The sequence below is a fragment of the Erwinia sp. 009765445 genome (genome assembly GCF_058137865.1).
The window spans coordinates 52,368-68,344 of sequence record NZ_JBYUWC010000022.1 but is presented as its reverse complement, the minus strand read 5'-3'; the positions used below and the strand labels follow the sequence as shown (position 1 = coordinate 68,344).

11 protein-coding genes and 1 pseudogene are annotated in these 15,977 nt (G+C 52.3%); 3 read left to right on the top strand and 9 right to left on the bottom strand.

Translation table 11 applies throughout. From position 1 onward, the window contains the following. The first annotated feature begins 97 nt into the window (after window positions 1-97). Window positions 98-1,555 (top strand): beta-Ala-His dipeptidase, encoded by a 1,458-nt coding sequence (gene pepD / locus AC3Y5R_RS20850; protein WP_489922920.1) that lies wholly within the window; start codon window positions 98-100, stop codon window positions 1,553-1,555. Between the two features lie 298 nt (window positions 1,556-1,853). Here the strand turns inward: pepD and AC3Y5R_RS20845 are convergent, their stop codons facing one another. The 6 genes and pseudogenes from AC3Y5R_RS20845 to dinB all read right to left on the bottom strand — a co-directional run bounded on the left by AC3Y5R_RS20845 (window position 1,854) and on the right by dinB (window position 8,328). After that, window positions 1,854-2,780, bottom strand: a complete 927-nt coding sequence (locus AC3Y5R_RS20845) for a LysR family transcriptional regulator (RefSeq protein WP_489922919.1) — start codon at window positions 2,778-2,780, stop codon at window positions 1,854-1,856. Further along, window positions 2,737-3,627, bottom strand: a complete 891-nt coding sequence (locus AC3Y5R_RS20840; protein WP_489922918.1) for an AEC family transporter — start codon at window positions 3,625-3,627, stop codon at window positions 2,737-2,739. The genes AC3Y5R_RS20845 and AC3Y5R_RS20840 overlap by 44 nt, the downstream gene beginning before the upstream one ends. A 78-nt stretch (window positions 3,628-3,705) precedes the next feature. After that, entirely contained in the window at window positions 3,706-5,238 is a 1,533-nt protein-coding gene (locus tag AC3Y5R_RS20835) for an aldehyde dehydrogenase family protein (RefSeq protein WP_489922917.1), read from the bottom strand. Window positions 5,239-5,736: 498 nt separating this feature from the next. Further along, complete coding sequence (locus tag AC3Y5R_RS20830; protein WP_489922916.1) at window positions 5,737-6,582, bottom strand: SDR family oxidoreductase; 846 nt, start codon at window positions 6,580-6,582, stop codon at window positions 5,737-5,739. Between the two features lie 365 nt (window positions 6,583-6,947). Then, window positions 6,948-7,118 (bottom strand): annotated as a pseudogene (locus AC3Y5R_RS20825) (IS3 family transposase); the annotation flags it as partial. 154 nt (window positions 7,119-7,272) lie between these two features. After that, on the bottom strand, window positions 7,273-8,328 hold the full coding sequence (gene dinB, locus AC3Y5R_RS20820) for a DNA polymerase IV (protein ID WP_489922915.1): 1,056 nt from the start codon (window positions 8,326-8,328) through the stop codon (window positions 7,273-7,275). A gap of 239 nt (window positions 8,329-8,567) precedes the next feature. Between dinB and dpaA the strand changes: the two genes are divergently transcribed. Next, window positions 8,568-9,305, top strand: a complete 738-nt coding sequence (gene dpaA, locus AC3Y5R_RS20815; RefSeq protein ID WP_489922914.1) for a peptidoglycan meso-diaminopimelic acid protein amidase — start codon at window positions 8,568-8,570, stop codon at window positions 9,303-9,305. On the opposite strand, the gene AC3Y5R_RS20810 is transcribed toward dpaA, so the two are convergent. Together AC3Y5R_RS20810 and lpcA are read right to left on the bottom strand one after the other, a co-directional pair. Beyond that, window positions 9,276-10,043, bottom strand: coding sequence for a class II glutamine amidotransferase (locus AC3Y5R_RS20810; protein ID WP_489922913.1), 768 nt, complete (start codon window positions 10,041-10,043; stop codon window positions 9,276-9,278). The two genes, dpaA and AC3Y5R_RS20810, sit on opposite strands and share 30 nt — an antisense overlap. Before the next feature lie 43 nt (window positions 10,044-10,086). Beyond that, on the bottom strand, window positions 10,087-10,665 hold the full coding sequence (gene lpcA / locus AC3Y5R_RS20805) for a D-sedoheptulose 7-phosphate isomerase (protein ID WP_489922912.1): 579 nt from the start codon (window positions 10,663-10,665) through the stop codon (window positions 10,087-10,089). A gap of 213 nt (window positions 10,666-10,878) precedes the next feature. Between lpcA and fadE the strand changes: the two genes are divergently transcribed. Then, on the top strand, window positions 10,879-13,323 hold the full coding sequence (fadE, locus tag AC3Y5R_RS20800; protein WP_489922911.1) for an acyl-CoA dehydrogenase FadE: 2,445 nt from the start codon (window positions 10,879-10,881) through the stop codon (window positions 13,321-13,323). Window positions 13,324-13,440: 117 nt separating this feature from the next. Here fadE and AC3Y5R_RS20795 read toward each other — a convergent pair whose 3' ends face one another. Continuing rightward, on the bottom strand, window positions 13,441-15,804 hold the full coding sequence (locus AC3Y5R_RS20795) for a metallopeptidase domain-containing protein (RefSeq protein WP_489922910.1): 2,364 nt from the start codon (window positions 15,802-15,804) through the stop codon (window positions 13,441-13,443). Window positions 15,805-15,977 lie beyond the last annotated feature (173 nt).

Sequence of the window (15,977 nt, the reverse complement as noted above, 5' to 3'; positions counted from 1 at the left end):
TATCACGTCAGGTGTTCTGACGGGAGCCAACTTACTCGCAAATGTTCACCATCCACCGCCACAGCTGGCGCGATGGTGCCGACACAGGAGATTTATCGTGTCTGAATTGTCTCAACTGTCACCACAGCCGCTGTGGGACATTTTTGCCAAAATCTGCTCTATTCCGCATCCCTCTTACCATGAAGAAGAACTGGCACAGTACATTCTCTCCTGGGCTGCAGAGCAGGGCTTTTCAACCGACCGCGATGAAGTGGGCAATATCCTGATCCGTAAACCTGCCACGCCAGGTCTGGAAAATCTCAAGCCGGTTGCCCTGCAGGCGCACCTTGATATGGTGCCGCAGAAAAACAACGACACCGCACATGATTTTACTAAAGACCCTATTCAGCCGTGGGTTGATGGCGAATGGGTGAAAGCTCGTGGCACCACACTGGGTGCGGATAACGGCATCGGCATGGCCTCTGCGCTGGCCGTACTGGCGGATAAGACCGTGCAACACGGCCCGCTGGAAGTGCTGCTGACCATGACCGAAGAAACCGGCATGGTGGGCGCTTTTGGTCTGCAACCTGACTGGCTGCAGGCAAATATTCTGATCAACACCGACTCTGAAGAAGAGGGTGAGATTTACATGGGTTGCGCGGGTGGGATTGATTTCACCTCCACGCTGCCACTGAGCCGTGAAGCCGTTCCGGCCGGTTTTGAGCATCTCCAGCTGATCCTGAAAGGCCTGAAAGGCGGCCACTCCGGCGCGGATATTCACGTTGGTCTGGGCAATGCCAACAAACTGCTGGCACGCTTCCTGTTTGCCCATGCTAAAGCGTTGGATCTGCGCCTGGTGGACTTCACCGGCGGCACGCTGCGCAATGCCATCCCGCGTGAAGCCATTGCCACGCTGGCCGTTCCAGCCGCTAAAGTCGATGAACTGAAAAGCCTGGCGCTGAGCTATCTGGAAACACTGCAAAACGAGCTGGGCCTGAAAGAGAAGAACATCAACGTGGTGGTGGAAAACGTGGCTGCGGGCCAGCAAGCCCTGACCGCGAAGAGCCGTGATGCTTTTGTTGCGCTGCTGAACAGCATGCCAAACGGCGTGATCCGCAACTCTGACGTGATGAAAGGCGTGGTTGAAACCTCGCTGAACGTTGGCGTGGTGGCAATGACTCAGGAAGAAGCGAAGATTAACTGCCTGGTCCGCTCGCTGCTCGACAGCGGCAAAGACTATCTGGTGGAGTCGCTGACCGCGCTGGGCGAGCTGGCCGGAGCCAAAACCGTAGCAAAAGGCAGCTATCCAGGCTGGCAGCCGGATGCCTCTTCACCGGTAATGGCGATTGTGGGCGAGACCTACAAAAAGCTGTTTAACAAAACGCCGAATATCCAGGTGATCCACGCCGGTCTGGAATGTGGCCTGTTCAAGAAACCTTATCCGCAGATGGATATGGTGTCGATCGGCCCGACAATCACCGGCCCTCACTCTCCCGATGAGCAGGTGCATATCGCAAGCGTCGGTCTGTACTGGAAACTGCTGACCGAGCTGCTGAAGGCCATTCCGGCGAAATAAAGCTGTCAGTGGGCGTAATAAATGGAGATGACCCTGTTCGCCGTTCGCAGACATTCTTTGTACTCACGGTGAGGCCTTGTCAAAGGCCTCCCGTCTGACCTCAAGAGGTACAATTTTATTAGCGCGGAATAGTCGATCACGTTGAGGGAATTCACTCCGATCAGGCGCCGGTGATGAAAACTGAAAGCTGTGTACGCTCTGCAAAAACGGTATTCGTAAACGGGTGGCCTGACGAAAAATTTGGGTGGATTCCTGAAACTCCAGCAATTATACCCCTGGTAAGGCGGGGGACTGTTCATCATCTGTCGCGCAGCAGGATATCCAGGAAACGCTGACTGACCTTTGACTGGCTGAACTGGCGCCAGACAACATAAATATCACATAGCGGGATATCAGTCAGAGGGAAATAATTAAGTCCGGCCATCAGGGGATTATCATTAATAAAAGTTTGCGGCATGACCGTAAAACCTAAATGCTGATGCACGGCGGCAAGAATAATTGGGTAAGATTCTATTTTACAGTGCTGGCGTACCAGGAGTTTTTGTTGACTGAGCCATGCTTCTGTCAGGACGTGATAAAAGCAGTTCTCACCAAAAGTATACAATGCCAGTTGCTCAGACTGCTCATGCAGCGCAGTTAAAGAAGATAAGTGAGTTACCAGTGCCAGGCTTTCTGGTGCAAAACAGGCTGATGTCAGTAGCGGATGTTCCACCGGACCATCCGCCAGAATAATATCCAGCTCACCTGCAAGTAACCCTTCCATTAATGGCTGGGAGCTGTTGCAAACCAGTGAAAGTGAAACATCAGGCTGCGTTTGCATAAAGCGGACCACCGCCTGTTGCAGATACTCACCCAACCCTACATCCAGAGTGCCAACTCGCAGTGCCCCTTTCAACAGCGTTGGCTTAAAAAAATCGACACATTCCTCGCTGCGGGCAAGAAGACTTTTCGCCTGTGGGTAAAATGCCCGTCCTTCTGGTGTCAGATTCAGGCGCTGTTTCTCGCGATGGACGAGCGCAACACCAAGAGTGTGTTCCAGCTCCCGAATTCGGGTTGAAATATTGGACGGAACACAATGCATTTTTTCTGCAGCCAGGGCCAGGCTGCCTTCTTCAGCCAAAGCACAAAAAATTCTGATCTGAGGTAATTTTAGCTGCGTCATAGTCGTCAACTTTCGTGGGCTACAACACCCAGTGCCATAGTGGAATAGTAATGAATGAGCCAATAATACCATATCCCTGTATAGCGATCGCCAGCGAGGGTTTAAGGCCTGCGCGCTGCGCCAGAATGGAGGCAGCAATCATCGGCGCCATCCCTCCCTGCAGCACCGTCACATCTTTAATTAATGGCGCTAAATGTAATGCCCGTGCTAGCAATAAAATGGCCAGAGGCGCAAGCACCAGCTTCCACAACAGGCCTGTAATCAGGGGTATAACGGTGCCATGTGGAGGCCGTAACGCAATTTGCAATCCAACACTGAACAGTGCCAGCGGCGTCATCGTGGCACCAATCTGGCTGAACGGTTGCTCAATAAAGGTGGGTAACCCACCGAACATTTTAAGGAGCAGGCTAAGTACCAGTGCAATCAGCGGTGGAAAGGTAATGATTTTTTTAAGGACCATGTTCAGCGTGGGGGACTGTCCAGAACAGACAGCCATCACGATTAATCCGACCGTAGACAGAATAATAAAACTGCCGGGCTGATCGGCAATAACGGCCAGCTTAAGCCCTTCCGCACCGTAATAACCCGAAATGATAGGAAAGCCCATAAATGAGGTATTCCCTATACCTGCCACCAGAATGACGACACCGGTTACCTCACGCGACCAGTTAAATAACCAGCCCATCAATAGAGAGAGTAGTAATGCCCCGGCAAAAACGACCCACATCCCGACAATCGGGAATAAGGTATTACGGTTAAAATCAGTGTGGGGTATCAGCGTCAAAATGACACAGGGCAGAGCGATAGTTATCAACCACCAATTGATACTGGGCACGATTTGCTCAGGGAAAGGCAGATAGCGCCGCACGATAACACCGGCTAACAGACAGATGATCAAAAGCGAGTTCATTAATTACCAGACTTGTTATTCTGAGACGTTAAGCAGATCGATGAAAAAACGGCATCCAGAGATGCCGCTGCAGGACAATTATTCATAGTTGAGATATATCGTTTTCGTTTTCACATAGAGCTGGTAACCATATTCACCATCATCACCACCAATCCCTGACAGCTTCCATCCTGCGTGAAAACCGTTAAGCTCTTCAGGGCCGAAACGGTTGATATAAACTTCTCCACACTCCAGGCTGTCCGAGATTTTCATTGCCGAAGAGAGATCGCGCGTATAGAGATACGAACTTAAACCATACTCACAATCATTTGCTTTTTCGATAACCTCATCAACCGTATCGAAAATGGCTACCGGTAATACAGGACCGAAGACTTCTTCTTTCAGGATCTGTGCATTTTCAGGCAAATGGGTCACGATTGCTGGTGCGACCCAGTAACCCTTTTTAAATTGTTGGTCGCTCGGAATTCTGCCCTGCCAGAAAACAGTTCCCCCTTCTTTCCGGGTCGCTTCCAATAGCTCTTCAACATGGTTTTTCTCAGCTTGCGACACTTTAGGACCGATGGTCGTGCCCATGTGCATTGGGTCGCCAACAACTATTTTTTCAGCCGCTTTTTTCAGTGCCGCCATAAAAGACTCATACACTTCACGTTGGACATAGGTGCGCTCATTACAGATACAGACCTGGCCGCAGTTACTCATACGAGCATCTAACGCATCCTGAGCTGCTTTATCAATATCGGCATCCGCCATGATAATAAAAGGTGCCTTTCCGCCCAATTCCAGAGACACGGGCATCACTTTTTCGGCTGCACTTTTGAAAATCTGCTTTCCGGCACCGGTAGAGCCGGTCATGGTGACCAAACGAGTATCGGGATGCCTGACCATTGCATCACCCACGTTAACGCCATTACCACAGACTACATTGATGACACCCGCTGGCATTCCCGCCGCTTTGCTCAATGAGGCCAGAGCCAGGGAGCAAAGTGGTGTTATCTCGCTAGGTTTAAGCACCAGCGTATTCCCTGCAACCAGCGCGGGTGCGGCCTTACGCGTAAACAGAGCGAGAGGATAGTTCCATGGAATAATGGCTGCGACCACACCCAGTGGTACTTCGCGTGTAATTGCCTGATGATTTTCATATCCTGAGGCCAGCACGTGTCCGGTACGCTTCCAGCCAAAGCTGGCATAATAACGCAGCATGTTCACCGCTGTAGCCACTTCACCTTGAGCCTCGGTAAGGGGTTTTCCCTGCTCCGTGGTCAGCAGTATGGCCAGCATCTGCTTATGTTTTTCTATCTGATCGGCAAAAGCAGAGAGATATGTGGCGCGTTCAGGCTGAGGCGTTTTTGCCCAGGACTTCTGCGACGCTGAAGCAGCCTTTACCGCCAGATCGACATCTGATGGCGTCCCTGAGGCCACCAGAGCGATCACTTGCCCTGTCGCCGGGTTGAACACTTCATCTGAGGCGTCACAGGCATGCCATTCATTATTGATGAAGTGAGCGGGGTTTGTTGGTAGTAAAGCTTCAAATTCAGTTGTCATAATAATTCCTAAAACTAAGGTAACAAAAGCAATGGTCATCATTGGTTGAGCGGCTTGCAGTGCAAACATCAAAAGACGCCATCAGGGTCCTCAATAAATGCGCCATGACGCACGAAATCGGGCTTCTGAAGATTCATCCATAACGTATCGAAAGGTTCACTGGCTTGGCGAATGTCCTCATCGGGATCTCCGGACCTGAATAATGAGACATTGCTATTGTGGTTAAAGCAGCCAGCATCCCACATCACGACTATGAGTTTAGAGGATTAGATGTTTTTATAAAATTAACTTTTTTTGAGAACAGGCATGCACTTTTAGTGAAAAACTCACACGAATTTTACCGAAAAAGGGCAGAGAAAAACATTTAATGCCAAGTACCTGGCGCGGTAGAGACTGTAATTTAAATAGTGTATTTGACTGTTTTTGATATCTTCGCTTTTTATTATTGAGTTCGGTGACCGTCTGAGCGATCACCTTCAATACTGCGAGAAGTAGTTTTTAGCACAGTGGCCCTTTATTCAGGACTTTTGCGCATGGCAGCATATCCCATACCACTTCAACACTGAACTACATCCCATTTGATGTTTCTGGTGAGATCTTGTAAGCCATTTCAACTAACTCATCTCGCTCTCTGTTTGTATGCTGTTGTCGGGACCAGACGTCATCCATTTGTTGTTTTGTCCCCTCTTCCAACTCTTCAGGGACGATATTACGATAATGGCGGATCTCCTCAGTCAAAATTTTAACGGTCAATGCATAAACATGTTCCGGATTATATTGCTCATGTGGAAACGAAATTTTATAATAATCAAAAAAGTTACTTTCTTTTTTGTTCCAACGTTGCCAGCTTTCAAACATGCGGTCGTTAAAACCTGTAAGGATAGGCCCTGGATTTATCGTGGCGACTTTGACATTAAATTCTTTGAGTTCTTTATTCAATGCTTCTGCAAACGCCTCGATCGCATGCTTGGATGCTGAATAAGCTCCAGTAAAAGGGTCGGTAGTCAGGCCAGCCACTGAGGACATAAAAATGATTTTCCCTGCGCGTTTATCAATAAATTCCTTTGCCATCAATTGAGTGAGCAGAATGGTTCCAAACACATTCACTTCAAATTGCTTACGTAAATTTCTTTCAGGTATATCGACGACAGCACCGCCCTCAGCAATACCAGCGTTATTGAGGAGAATATCAATATCCCACGCTGTGGCAGCCTGCCTGTCATCGGCATCGGAAATATCCAGTTTTTTTATCATCATCTTACTATTACGCTGTGCTGCCTCTCCCTTAAGCGTCGATACTTGTGATTCAGTCTCAACACCAGCAATAACAGTAAAACCCTGCTCAGCCAATCGAAAAGAGACCTCTTTCCCAAAGCCGCTACCGGCACCCGTAATTAGAATTTTCTTACTCATGTCTACTCCTTAATTATTTATAGACAGTGCGCATTATTTACCTGTATATACGCATAGTCGGCTGAATTGCTATAGGTAATAGTAGACCACTTTGGCGGAACTCAGTCCGAATTGTACGATTTCAGTCGTCACAGGATATCCCAAACAGCCAACCGGACTGGGTGATACAGATTATAGCATCCATATTTTATCTCACACTGAACGACTAATGCTGAAAATAATCCATAAGACCCGAGACAAAAATCATGCCTTCAGACTGCTCCCTCGGATGCTCGTAATCATAAAACCATTGCCTCCGTGTGGCGTCGTCCTGCAATTCACTCAGAATGCGGTCTGGAATTAGCGGCTAACGATCAGAGACAGAGAAAATCGACGTAAATGGCCAACGCTTCATCATTAAAGTCATCGTTCACATTCAATACACACTCTAAACGACCATCCGATAACTGATCGTGCATGAAGTACATCGACCAACATTCATTACTGCTTTCGGGTACCGTTAGCGGTTCAGGCTTATCCCGTTTTAGACATTTTTTACGGCTTTATTCGCATGGCAGTGGCGACATCACATGGAGATGCAGTTTGTGAGCATAGTTTTTGTTCCGGGTCTGGTAATCTATTGTTCCAGATCGCTATTTAGGGGCTTCTATGTTACTCATGTGCCCGATTTGTACATTTGTTCAACCCGCATTAAAGCCCCAGCAACAGCTGCCGCTCCATTTGAGGATCCAGCAACATCACATGCAGACCCAGCAGCCTAACTCCGCGCCCGCCGCGGCGCTCATCCCAGGTCTTCTTCGCCACCGCAATAAAATCATCCTTATTTAATACCGGCCAGACATGCTCCTGCGTAGTCTGCTGAAAATCAGCAAACTTCAGCTTCACTCCCTGGCGGGCGATCTGCAGGTCCGGTTTGATTTTCGTTAACCGGCGCTCAAGTTCTTCATAGAGGAGATCGATAATCTCCAGGCAGGCTTCCCAGCTGTGAATATCCTCTGACAGCGTGCGCTCCACCCCCAGCGACTTTCTCAGCCGCTCGGTCACCACTTCACGCTCATCAATGCCGTTGCAACGTTCCCACAGCACCCGGCCAAACTTGCCAAAGCGTTTAAGCAGCGCCGCCAGATCGGTTTTCTGCACGTCGGCGCAGGTCAGCAGCCCCAGCTCCTGCAGTTTTTTTGCCGTCACCTTGCCCACGCCGGGGATCTTCGCCAGCGGCAAAGTCAGCAGAAAGCCATGCATCTCCCCGGGCGTAATCACGAACTGGCCATCAGGCTTATTCATATCGGAAGCAATTTTGGCGAGGAATTTAATCGGCGCAATTCCCGCTGACGCGGTGAGGTTCAGTTCGCGGGCAATGGTCTGGCGGATTTCACGCGCGATCAGGGTGGCAGAGCCGTGGCAGTGCTGGCTGTCAGTGACGTCCAGATAGGCTTCGTCCAGCGACAGCGGCTCAATCAGGGAGGTATAGCGGGAGAAGATTTCGCGAATATGGCTGCTGGCTTCTTTATAAGCCTCAAAGCGGCCGGGGATCACTTTCAGGTGCGGGCACAACTTCAGCGCCATCGCCGTGGACATGGCGCTGTGCACACCAAATTTCCTGGCCGGATAGTTAGCGGTACTGATCACTCCGCGTTTCAGATGGCTGCCGCCAATCGCAATAGGAATATCACGAAGAGTGGGATTGTCGCGCATTTCCACTGCGGCAAAAAAGCAGTCCATATCAACGTGAATGATCTTACGCATATGCCCCTCCAGGAATACTGGATAAGTATACAGGCAAAGAGGTTGATTTCAACCTGCAATTTCTCTGCAAAGCGCAGCGGTAGCGGGCTGGCACAATATTTTATGCGTTTTTTCGTAAGCGCTCTCTTGATAAAAAAACAGACAATGCTAATGTGACGCTGCGATAGCGGAATTTTCCGAGATTGCAAGTTACAGCGTCCCCGGACGTAGCATCCACCCCTACTATCAAGGGAACCAGAATGGGCAAAATCGCACTGCTGTTTGCGATGTTTTTTCTGCCAGCCGTCGTTTTCGCCAGCGCACCTGTCGCACAGGTCACTCCACTGGCACCGGTAAGCAAAGAGTTAAAAAAGCAGTTACTCGGCACTCCCGTGTATATTCAGATCTTCAAAGAAGAACGCACGCTGGAGCTATATGGCAAAATCGGCACCGAGTATCGCTTACTCGACAGTTACCGCATCTGTAATTTTTCTGGTGGCCTTGGCCCTAAACGCCGCCAGGGTGATTTTAAAAGTCCGGAAGGGTTTTACAGCGTGGGCCTTTCCCAGCTGAAGCCGGACAGCCGCTTCTATCGCGCCATCAACGTCGGGTTCCCCAACGAATACGATCGCCAGCAGGGTTATGAAGGTAAATATCTGATGATCCACGGCAACTGCGTGTCTGTTGGATGCTACGCCATGACCGATGCCGGCATTGACGATATTTATCACTATGTGGAAGCCGCACTGCGCAATGGTCAGCCGCGAGTGGAAGTGAGCATTTATCCGTTCCGCATGACTGACAGCAACCTGCAGCGCCACCGTTACTCAGTGTATTACAGCTTCTGGCAGCAGTTGCAACCCGGCTATGCTGAGTTTGTCCAGAACAAGCGGCCACCAGCCATCAGCGTCAGCGACGGTCGCTACGTGCTGGGCAGTCCGGTCCTGAACAGCACGCCTGCCAGCGGATCAGCGCTCGCGCTCTCCGAGGTAAAATAGCGCCCAGTCACCTGGCTCAATCTTGTGCCAGGTTTCATTGCCGGTCAAAGGTTGGGTGGCAATCACGGTGACCACGTCGTCTGGCGTGGTCTGCTTCTGAAAATCAATCTCAACGTCCTGATCCAACAGCGTGGCTTTACCAAATGGCGCACGACGGGTGATCCAGAACAGATTGGTCGAACAGAACGCCATCAGATAGCGCCCGTCAGACAACACCATATTAAACACGCCCTTCTCACGCAGCTCCGCCGCCAGTTCCGCAATATACCGAAACACCGCAGGCCAGTTACCCGGCGTGCGCGGATAGCGCGTGGTCAGTTTATGCAGCAGCCAGCAGAACGCCTGCTCGCTGTCCGTCTCGCCAACCGGACGAAACTGCCCGGTTTCCAGACTACGATAGCCCTTCAACTGCCCGTTGTGCGCGTAGGTCCAGTTACGTCCCCAGACTTCCCGGGTGAACGGGTGAGTATTTTCCAGCGACACTTCGCCACGGTTTGCCTGGCGGATATGCGCCACGACCGAGCAGGATTTGATCGGGTACTCCTGCACCAGCCGGGCAACAGGTGAGTTGAAGCTGGGCTGCGGATCTTTAAATGTGCGACAGCCTTTCCCTTCGTAAAAGGTAATACCCCAGCCATCTTTGTGCGGGCCGGTTCCTCCGCCCCGCTGCACCAGCCCGGTAAAGCTGAAACAGATGTCCGTAGGGACATTCGCGCTCATCCCGAGCAGTTCACACATAAAAAACCCTCGCTTAATGGCCATGCGCACATGGCCGGAAGAATTATTTAACCATCTCTTTTTCGATCAGCAGGATCAGGATGTGGATCACTTTGATGTGAATTTCCTGAATACGGTCGGCATAGCCAAAGTGCGGCACGCGAATTTCCACATCGGCCATGCCATCCATTTTTCCGCCATCTTTCCCGGTCAGCGTAATCACTTTAATACCCTGAGCGCGGGCAGCTTCGATGGCTTTGATCACGTTAGCCGAGTTGCCAGAGGTGGAGATACCCAGCAGCACGTCGCCCGGTTTACCTACGGCTTCAAGGTAGCGGGAGAACACATAGTCATAGCCGAAGTCGTTGCTCACGCAGGAGAGGTGGCTGACGTCGGAAATAGCAATTCCCGGATAACCCGGACGATTGTCACGGTAGCGACCGGTCAACTCTTCGGCAAAATGCATCGCATCACAATGCGATCCGCCATTGCCGCAGGAGAGCACCTTGCCACCGGCTTTAAAGGAATCAGCCAGCAGTACGGCTGCGCGCTGGATGGCATGGATGTTGGCTTCGTCGCTGAGGAATTTATTGAGCGTGTCCGCTGCTTCGTTGAGTTCGGCGCGAATGATGTCCTGATACATAGGGGAGTCCTTTTAGGTGAGGTCTGAATCAGTTTATCAAGTTGCAGGTTAGGCGAAAAGCGCCCTTCCCACCTGGCGGAGACTTTGACTTTTGATGCGACCAGATTGTGACTCAGGTTGTAATTATCATGTAAACACATTGCTAACAAAATGCATCTCATCTAAACCTGTACCTAACAGGTCAGACCTCTTACTACTTACGGAGCGTTGTCTATGATGGTTCTCAGTTGCACTGCGACAATTGTGCTGATTGGCGCACTGTTTTATCACCGCGTAAATCTGCTGCTGAGCAGCCTGATTATGCTGGTATGGACGGCTGCATGGGCCATGGCGCACGTCTGGACTCCCTGGCTGCTGATCCCGCTGGCGATTATCCTGCTGCCCTTTAATTTGCTGCCGCTGCGCCGGGCATTGTTTTCAAAACCGATGCTGCGTACCTTCCAGAAGGTGATGCCGCCGATGTCGCGGACAGAAAAAGAAGCTATCGATGCCGGGACCACCTGGTGGGAAGGCGATCTGTTCCGCGGTACGCCGGACTGGCAGAAACTGCACAATTACCCGCAGCCGCGCCTGACTGCTGATGAACAGGCCTTCCTGGAGGGGCCGGTTGAGGAAGCCTGCCGCCTGGCAAACGACTTCCAGATCACGCATGAAATGGCCGATCTGCCGCCAGAGCTTTGGGCTTATCTGAAAGAGCATCGCTTCTTTGCGATGATCATCAAGAAAGAGTACGGCGGACTGGAGTTCTCAGCCTATGCGCAGGCCCGCGTGCTGCAAAAACTGGCCGGTGTATCGGGTATTCTGGCCATCACTGTGGGCGTGCCTAACTCCCTGGGCCCGGGTGAACTGCTGCAGCATTACGGCACGACTGAGCAGAAAGATCATTATCTGCCGCGCCTGGCTCGCGGCCAGGAGATCCCCTGCTTTGCGCTGACCAGCCCGGAAGCCGGTTCCGATGCCGGAGCCATTCCGGACACCGGCGTGGTGTGCATGGGCGACTGGCAGGGCAAACAGGTGCTGGGCATGCGCCTGACCTGGAACAAACGCTATATCACGCTGGCCCCTATTGCCACCGTGCTGGGTCTGGCCTTCAAGCTCTCCGATCCTGAGCATCTGCTGGGTGAAACTGAAGAGCTGGGGATTACCTGTGCGCTGATCCCGACCCAGACGGCAGGCGTGGAAATTGGCAAACGACACTTCCCGCTCAACGTACCATTCCAGAACGGTCCGACTCGCGGTAAAGATATTTTCGTGCCGATTGATTACATCATTGGCGGTCCTAAAATGGCCGGTCAGGGCTGGCGGATGCTGGTTGAGTGCCTGTCTGTAGGACGCGGTATTACCCTGCCTTCCAACTCCACAGGCAGCCTGAAAAGCATTGCGCTGGCGATTGGTGCATATGCGCATATCCGTCGTCAGTTCCGCCTGCCTATCGGTAAGATGGAAGGGATTGAAGAGCTGCTGGCACGTATCGCGGGGAATGCTTACGTGATGGATGCCGCTGCGTCACTGATCACCTACGGTATCGTGATGGGTGAGAAACCGGCGGTGCTCTCCGCCATCGTCAAATATCACTGTACCCATCGCGGTCAGCGGGCGATTGTTGATGCGATGGATATCGCAGGCGGTAAAGGCATTATGCTCGGCACCAGCAACTTCCTCGCCCGCGCTTATCAGGGCGCGCCCATTGCCATTACCGTGGAGGGCGCGAACATTCTGACCCGCAGCATGATCATCTTCGGTCAGGGCGCGATTCGCTGCCATCCTTACGTGCTGACAGAGATGGCGGCGGCACAGAGTAATGACGTGGCCGCCTTTGATCGGGCGCTGTTCAGCCATGTCGGACACGTTGGCAGCAACAAGATGCGCAGCCTGTGGCTGGGTCTGACCGGCGGCCGCACCAGTAAAACGCCAGCCCGCGATGCCACCCGCCGCTACTATCAGCATCTGAACCGTCTGAGCGCCAACCTGGCGCTGCTGTCGGATATTTCCATGTCCGTATTGGGCGGCAGCCTGAAGCGCCGCGAACGCATTTCAGCGCGGCTGGGCGATGTGCTGAGCCAGCTGTATCTGGCCTCAGCGGCGCTGAAACGCTATGAGGATGAAGGCCGTAATGAAGCTGACCTGCCGCTGGTACACTGGGGCGTGCAGGATGCGCTGAATCAGGCGGAAATCGCCATTGACGATCTGCTGCGCAACTTCCCGAACCGGATGGTGGCAGGCGTACTGCGCCTGACGATCTTCCCGCTGGGTCGTCACTGTCGTGCTCCTTCCGATCGTCTGGATCATCAGCTGGCGCGTATTCTGCAGATCCCGTCAGCTACCCGTACACGTTTAGGCCGTGGTCAGTACCTTACGCCAGGCGAACATAACCCGGCAGGCCAGCTGGAAGAAGCTCTGCAGGACGTGATGGCTGCAGAAGCGATCCACGATCGCCTGTGCAAACAGCAGAAAAAACATCTGTCCTTCACCCGCCTGGATGAACTGGCAAAACGCGGTCTGCAGGAGAACTGGATCACTGCTGAGGAAGCGGCCGTACTGACTCGTGCCGAAGCAAGCCGCCTGCGCTCGATTAACGTTGATGAGTTTGAGGCGGATGCGCTGGCAACTCAGCCGGTGAGAGCGGCCGAACAACCACGGAAGATTGAAGCGGCTTAAAACGCCGGGCTTAAAAAACAGCGATGCTCAGTCAGGGAGCTTTCCCCGACTGAGCATTTTTTATTACGGCCTGCTGAAAACCGTCCAGACCTCTCACTCAATTAACGCAAGCGCAGATCAGTCAACCACATCCCAAGCTTCTTCCCAGTGAGAACCCGTTCCCGGCGCATAGGCCCAGGCAGCACCGGCGCACCAGGCGGTAAACGGAGCGGGTTTACAGCTGTAATTCATCCCAGCAACGGTAACCCTGTCTCCGGCCGCATAGTTCGTTCCCTCTACATAGCCTGGATATTCCGGTGTTCCTGCCTCTGCGATGCTGACCGGTTTGGTTGCCGAAGCCAGATATTTCCCGTCTGCAGAGGAAACTTCCAGCTCAATCTGATAGGTGCCGACAGCATAGCGCTGGCCTTCAACTTCAAATGCCGGCTGGGTACTCTCTGCCACCACCGTTTCGCCACTTTTCAGGCTCCAGTGCCAGATTGCCGCCTCAAAATTCGCCTGGGCGTTAATCGTATGTACATGCCCCTGAGCGATGGTATCCGGTGCGGAAATTTCTACTTTGGCAGGAAGCACGGTGACCGTGACGATTTTACTGTCCGTCATACCATGCGAACCCGTCACCGTTAGCTGATATTTCGCCTCTCCCGTATAGCCTCCCAGGAAAGTCGCGCGGGCAGCGCTGGTCCTGACCTCTGCGATTGGCGAGCCTCCGGCAGCTTCCTGCAGCCCGAACGGTTTTGCACCGCCCAGGCTTCGCCAGACGAACTCACTGCCGGTACTTTTACTGCCGTCAAGAATGCGGACTGTTGTATCACTGTGGCGGGCAACAATGCTGAAGTTATCCGGTATCACTGCCTCCGGCACAACATATTGCTCATTGCTACCAGGAATATTATCGATGTGCACATGCGCGCCTTCAGCATCCACACCGATCAGCGTAATACGTTTGCCGGACAGCACATCATCGATGGATTTACCCGGCATCAGCGGCGCATCTTTCATGCCATTTGCGCTGCCTGGCGTGGTATCCACCAGCGTATTGAGGATGGTGCCACCAAAGGAAATTACCCTGACAATCACGCCATTTACAAAGGGATCATCACTTGCCCATGTTTCGAAGCCTTTTAACGGCTGACGATATTCCAGCGTCAGGTAAGTCCCGTCACGGCGCAGAATGCGAATGCCTTTCAGCTCATCCTCTTTCGGGGCGGTAAACAGAGGCGTCAGAATGTAGTTACCCGGCTGGCTGACCAGCGGCATCTGCCGGTTCGATAACCATCCGGTATAGAACAAATAGGGAGCAGGATAGAGACGGCTGCCCCCGCCATTCATGGTATCTGAAGGATCGCTTGCGGTGGTGCTTTTGCACTGTTGGTCAAGCTGAGTAATCCCGTCGCTGTTCACCGTACAGTTCTCCAGCGAGGTGGCATGTTTCGCCCCCAGGTTGTGGCCGAATTCATGCTGCCACATCCAGGGTTTATAGCCGGAAGCATTACCGATGATCCAGTTCCCTGGCGTTTGCGCCAGACCACTCCAGTTGCAGGAAGTGGCGGGAATTTCGATAAATGTGTAATCATAGTTATCCGGCTCAACGCCTTTTTCACGGGCCAGGGCTTTCGCCTGTGCCACCACGCTGCTTGAACAAGCCTCCGGTCGTGGCCCCAGATTGATATCGCTGAGGGTATCGCCTGTCAGCGTCACTTTGCCATAGGAAGCTACCCTGACTGCGCCCGCAAGTGAGCTGTAGTCCGTTCCTGAGCCGAATAACGCTGTCTGTATGGGGGCGAGATCGTTAGCGGGCGCATCGCTGTAATGGGTGTGCAATAACAGGATTTTCTTCGCCCCCATAACCTCCCGTTTCTGAGTGATATCCGGAACGGTTAGCTGCCAGGTGACATCGTCTGACGAAGCGGCAGCCACCATTTGCAGGCGGTTGCCGTTATAGCCAAGCACCTCCGCTCTTCCCAGATCGCCGCGATATTTGTTTTCCAGGGTATAGACAATGCCCGCCGCGCCGGAGGTCGCATTAATCATCGCCTTCCAGGAACGCATAGATGTGTAACCACTGCCGGCACAGGCAATCATTTTCGGTTCTGGCGATGCGGCGCTGGTATTCACCGCCAGGCAAGACTCTTCAGCCTCTCCGGCCAGCGCCTGGCTGGTGATTTTCAGGTAGCCGGTCATGATTTGCGACAATTCCCAGTGCTGACGCGCTGTGTCCTGGCAGCTTTCAAAGGCTACGCTGCTGTTATCTGCCTGCAAAGTCAGGCAGCTGTCGCTGCCCAGAGCAACGTTTTTGATGGTGCCATACTGTCCTTCAGATTCTTCACTCGTGCTGGCAAACAGCGAAAGGACAGTATCATTCTGCTGCGACAACATTTCTGGCGTCAGGCTGGGTTGTGACTGTGACAGTTTGTGGATTTGTGCCTGGCTGAGGACTGGAGTCAGTGCGAGCATGACAGCCAGCAATAAGTAAATCATTTTAGCTGGTGAATTATTTTTAAAATATTGGAGGTGTTTTTTCTCATGGAGAAAAAATCAGAAAAAAAAGGTTTGCGAGGCATTTTACCCCCTCAGATAAATAAATTAAAGGCATCACTGGCAGTCTTATCTACCAGGATGCGGTGGCAATTACTTAAAAAATGAATGCTATT

Bases quoted from the DNA above. Each gene is read 5' to 3' on its own strand.
- dinB (WP_489922915.1), bottom strand. From the start codon at position 8,328: ATGCGTAAGATCATTCACGTTGATATGGACTGCTTTTTTGCCGCAGTG.
- dpaA (WP_489922914.1), top strand. From the start codon at position 8,568: ATGGGCAAAATCGCACTGCTGTTTGCGATGTTTTTTCTGCCAGCCGTC.
- AC3Y5R_RS20840 (WP_489922918.1), bottom strand. From the start codon at position 3,627: ATGAACTCGCTTTTGATCATCTGTCTGTTAGCCGGTGTTATCGTGCGG.
- AC3Y5R_RS20835 (WP_489922917.1), bottom strand. From the start codon at position 5,238: ATGTTTGCACTGCAAGCCGCTCAACCAATGATGACCATTGCTTTTGTT.
- lpcA (WP_489922912.1), bottom strand. From the start codon at position 10,665: ATGTATCAGGACATCATTCGCGCCGAACTCAACGAAGCAGCGGACACG.
- AC3Y5R_RS20795 (WP_489922910.1), bottom strand. From the start codon at position 15,804: ATGATTTACTTATTGCTGGCTGTCATGCTCGCACTGACTCCAGTCCTC.
- fadE (WP_489922911.1), top strand. From the start codon at position 10,879: ATGATGGTTCTCAGTTGCACTGCGACAATTGTGCTGATTGGCGCACTG.
- AC3Y5R_RS20810 (WP_489922913.1), bottom strand. From the start codon at position 10,043: ATGTGTGAACTGCTCGGGATGAGCGCGAATGTCCCTACGGACATCTGT.
- AC3Y5R_RS20830 (WP_489922916.1), bottom strand. From the start codon at position 6,582: ATGAGTAAGAAAATTCTAATTACGGGTGCCGGTAGCGGCTTTGGGAAA.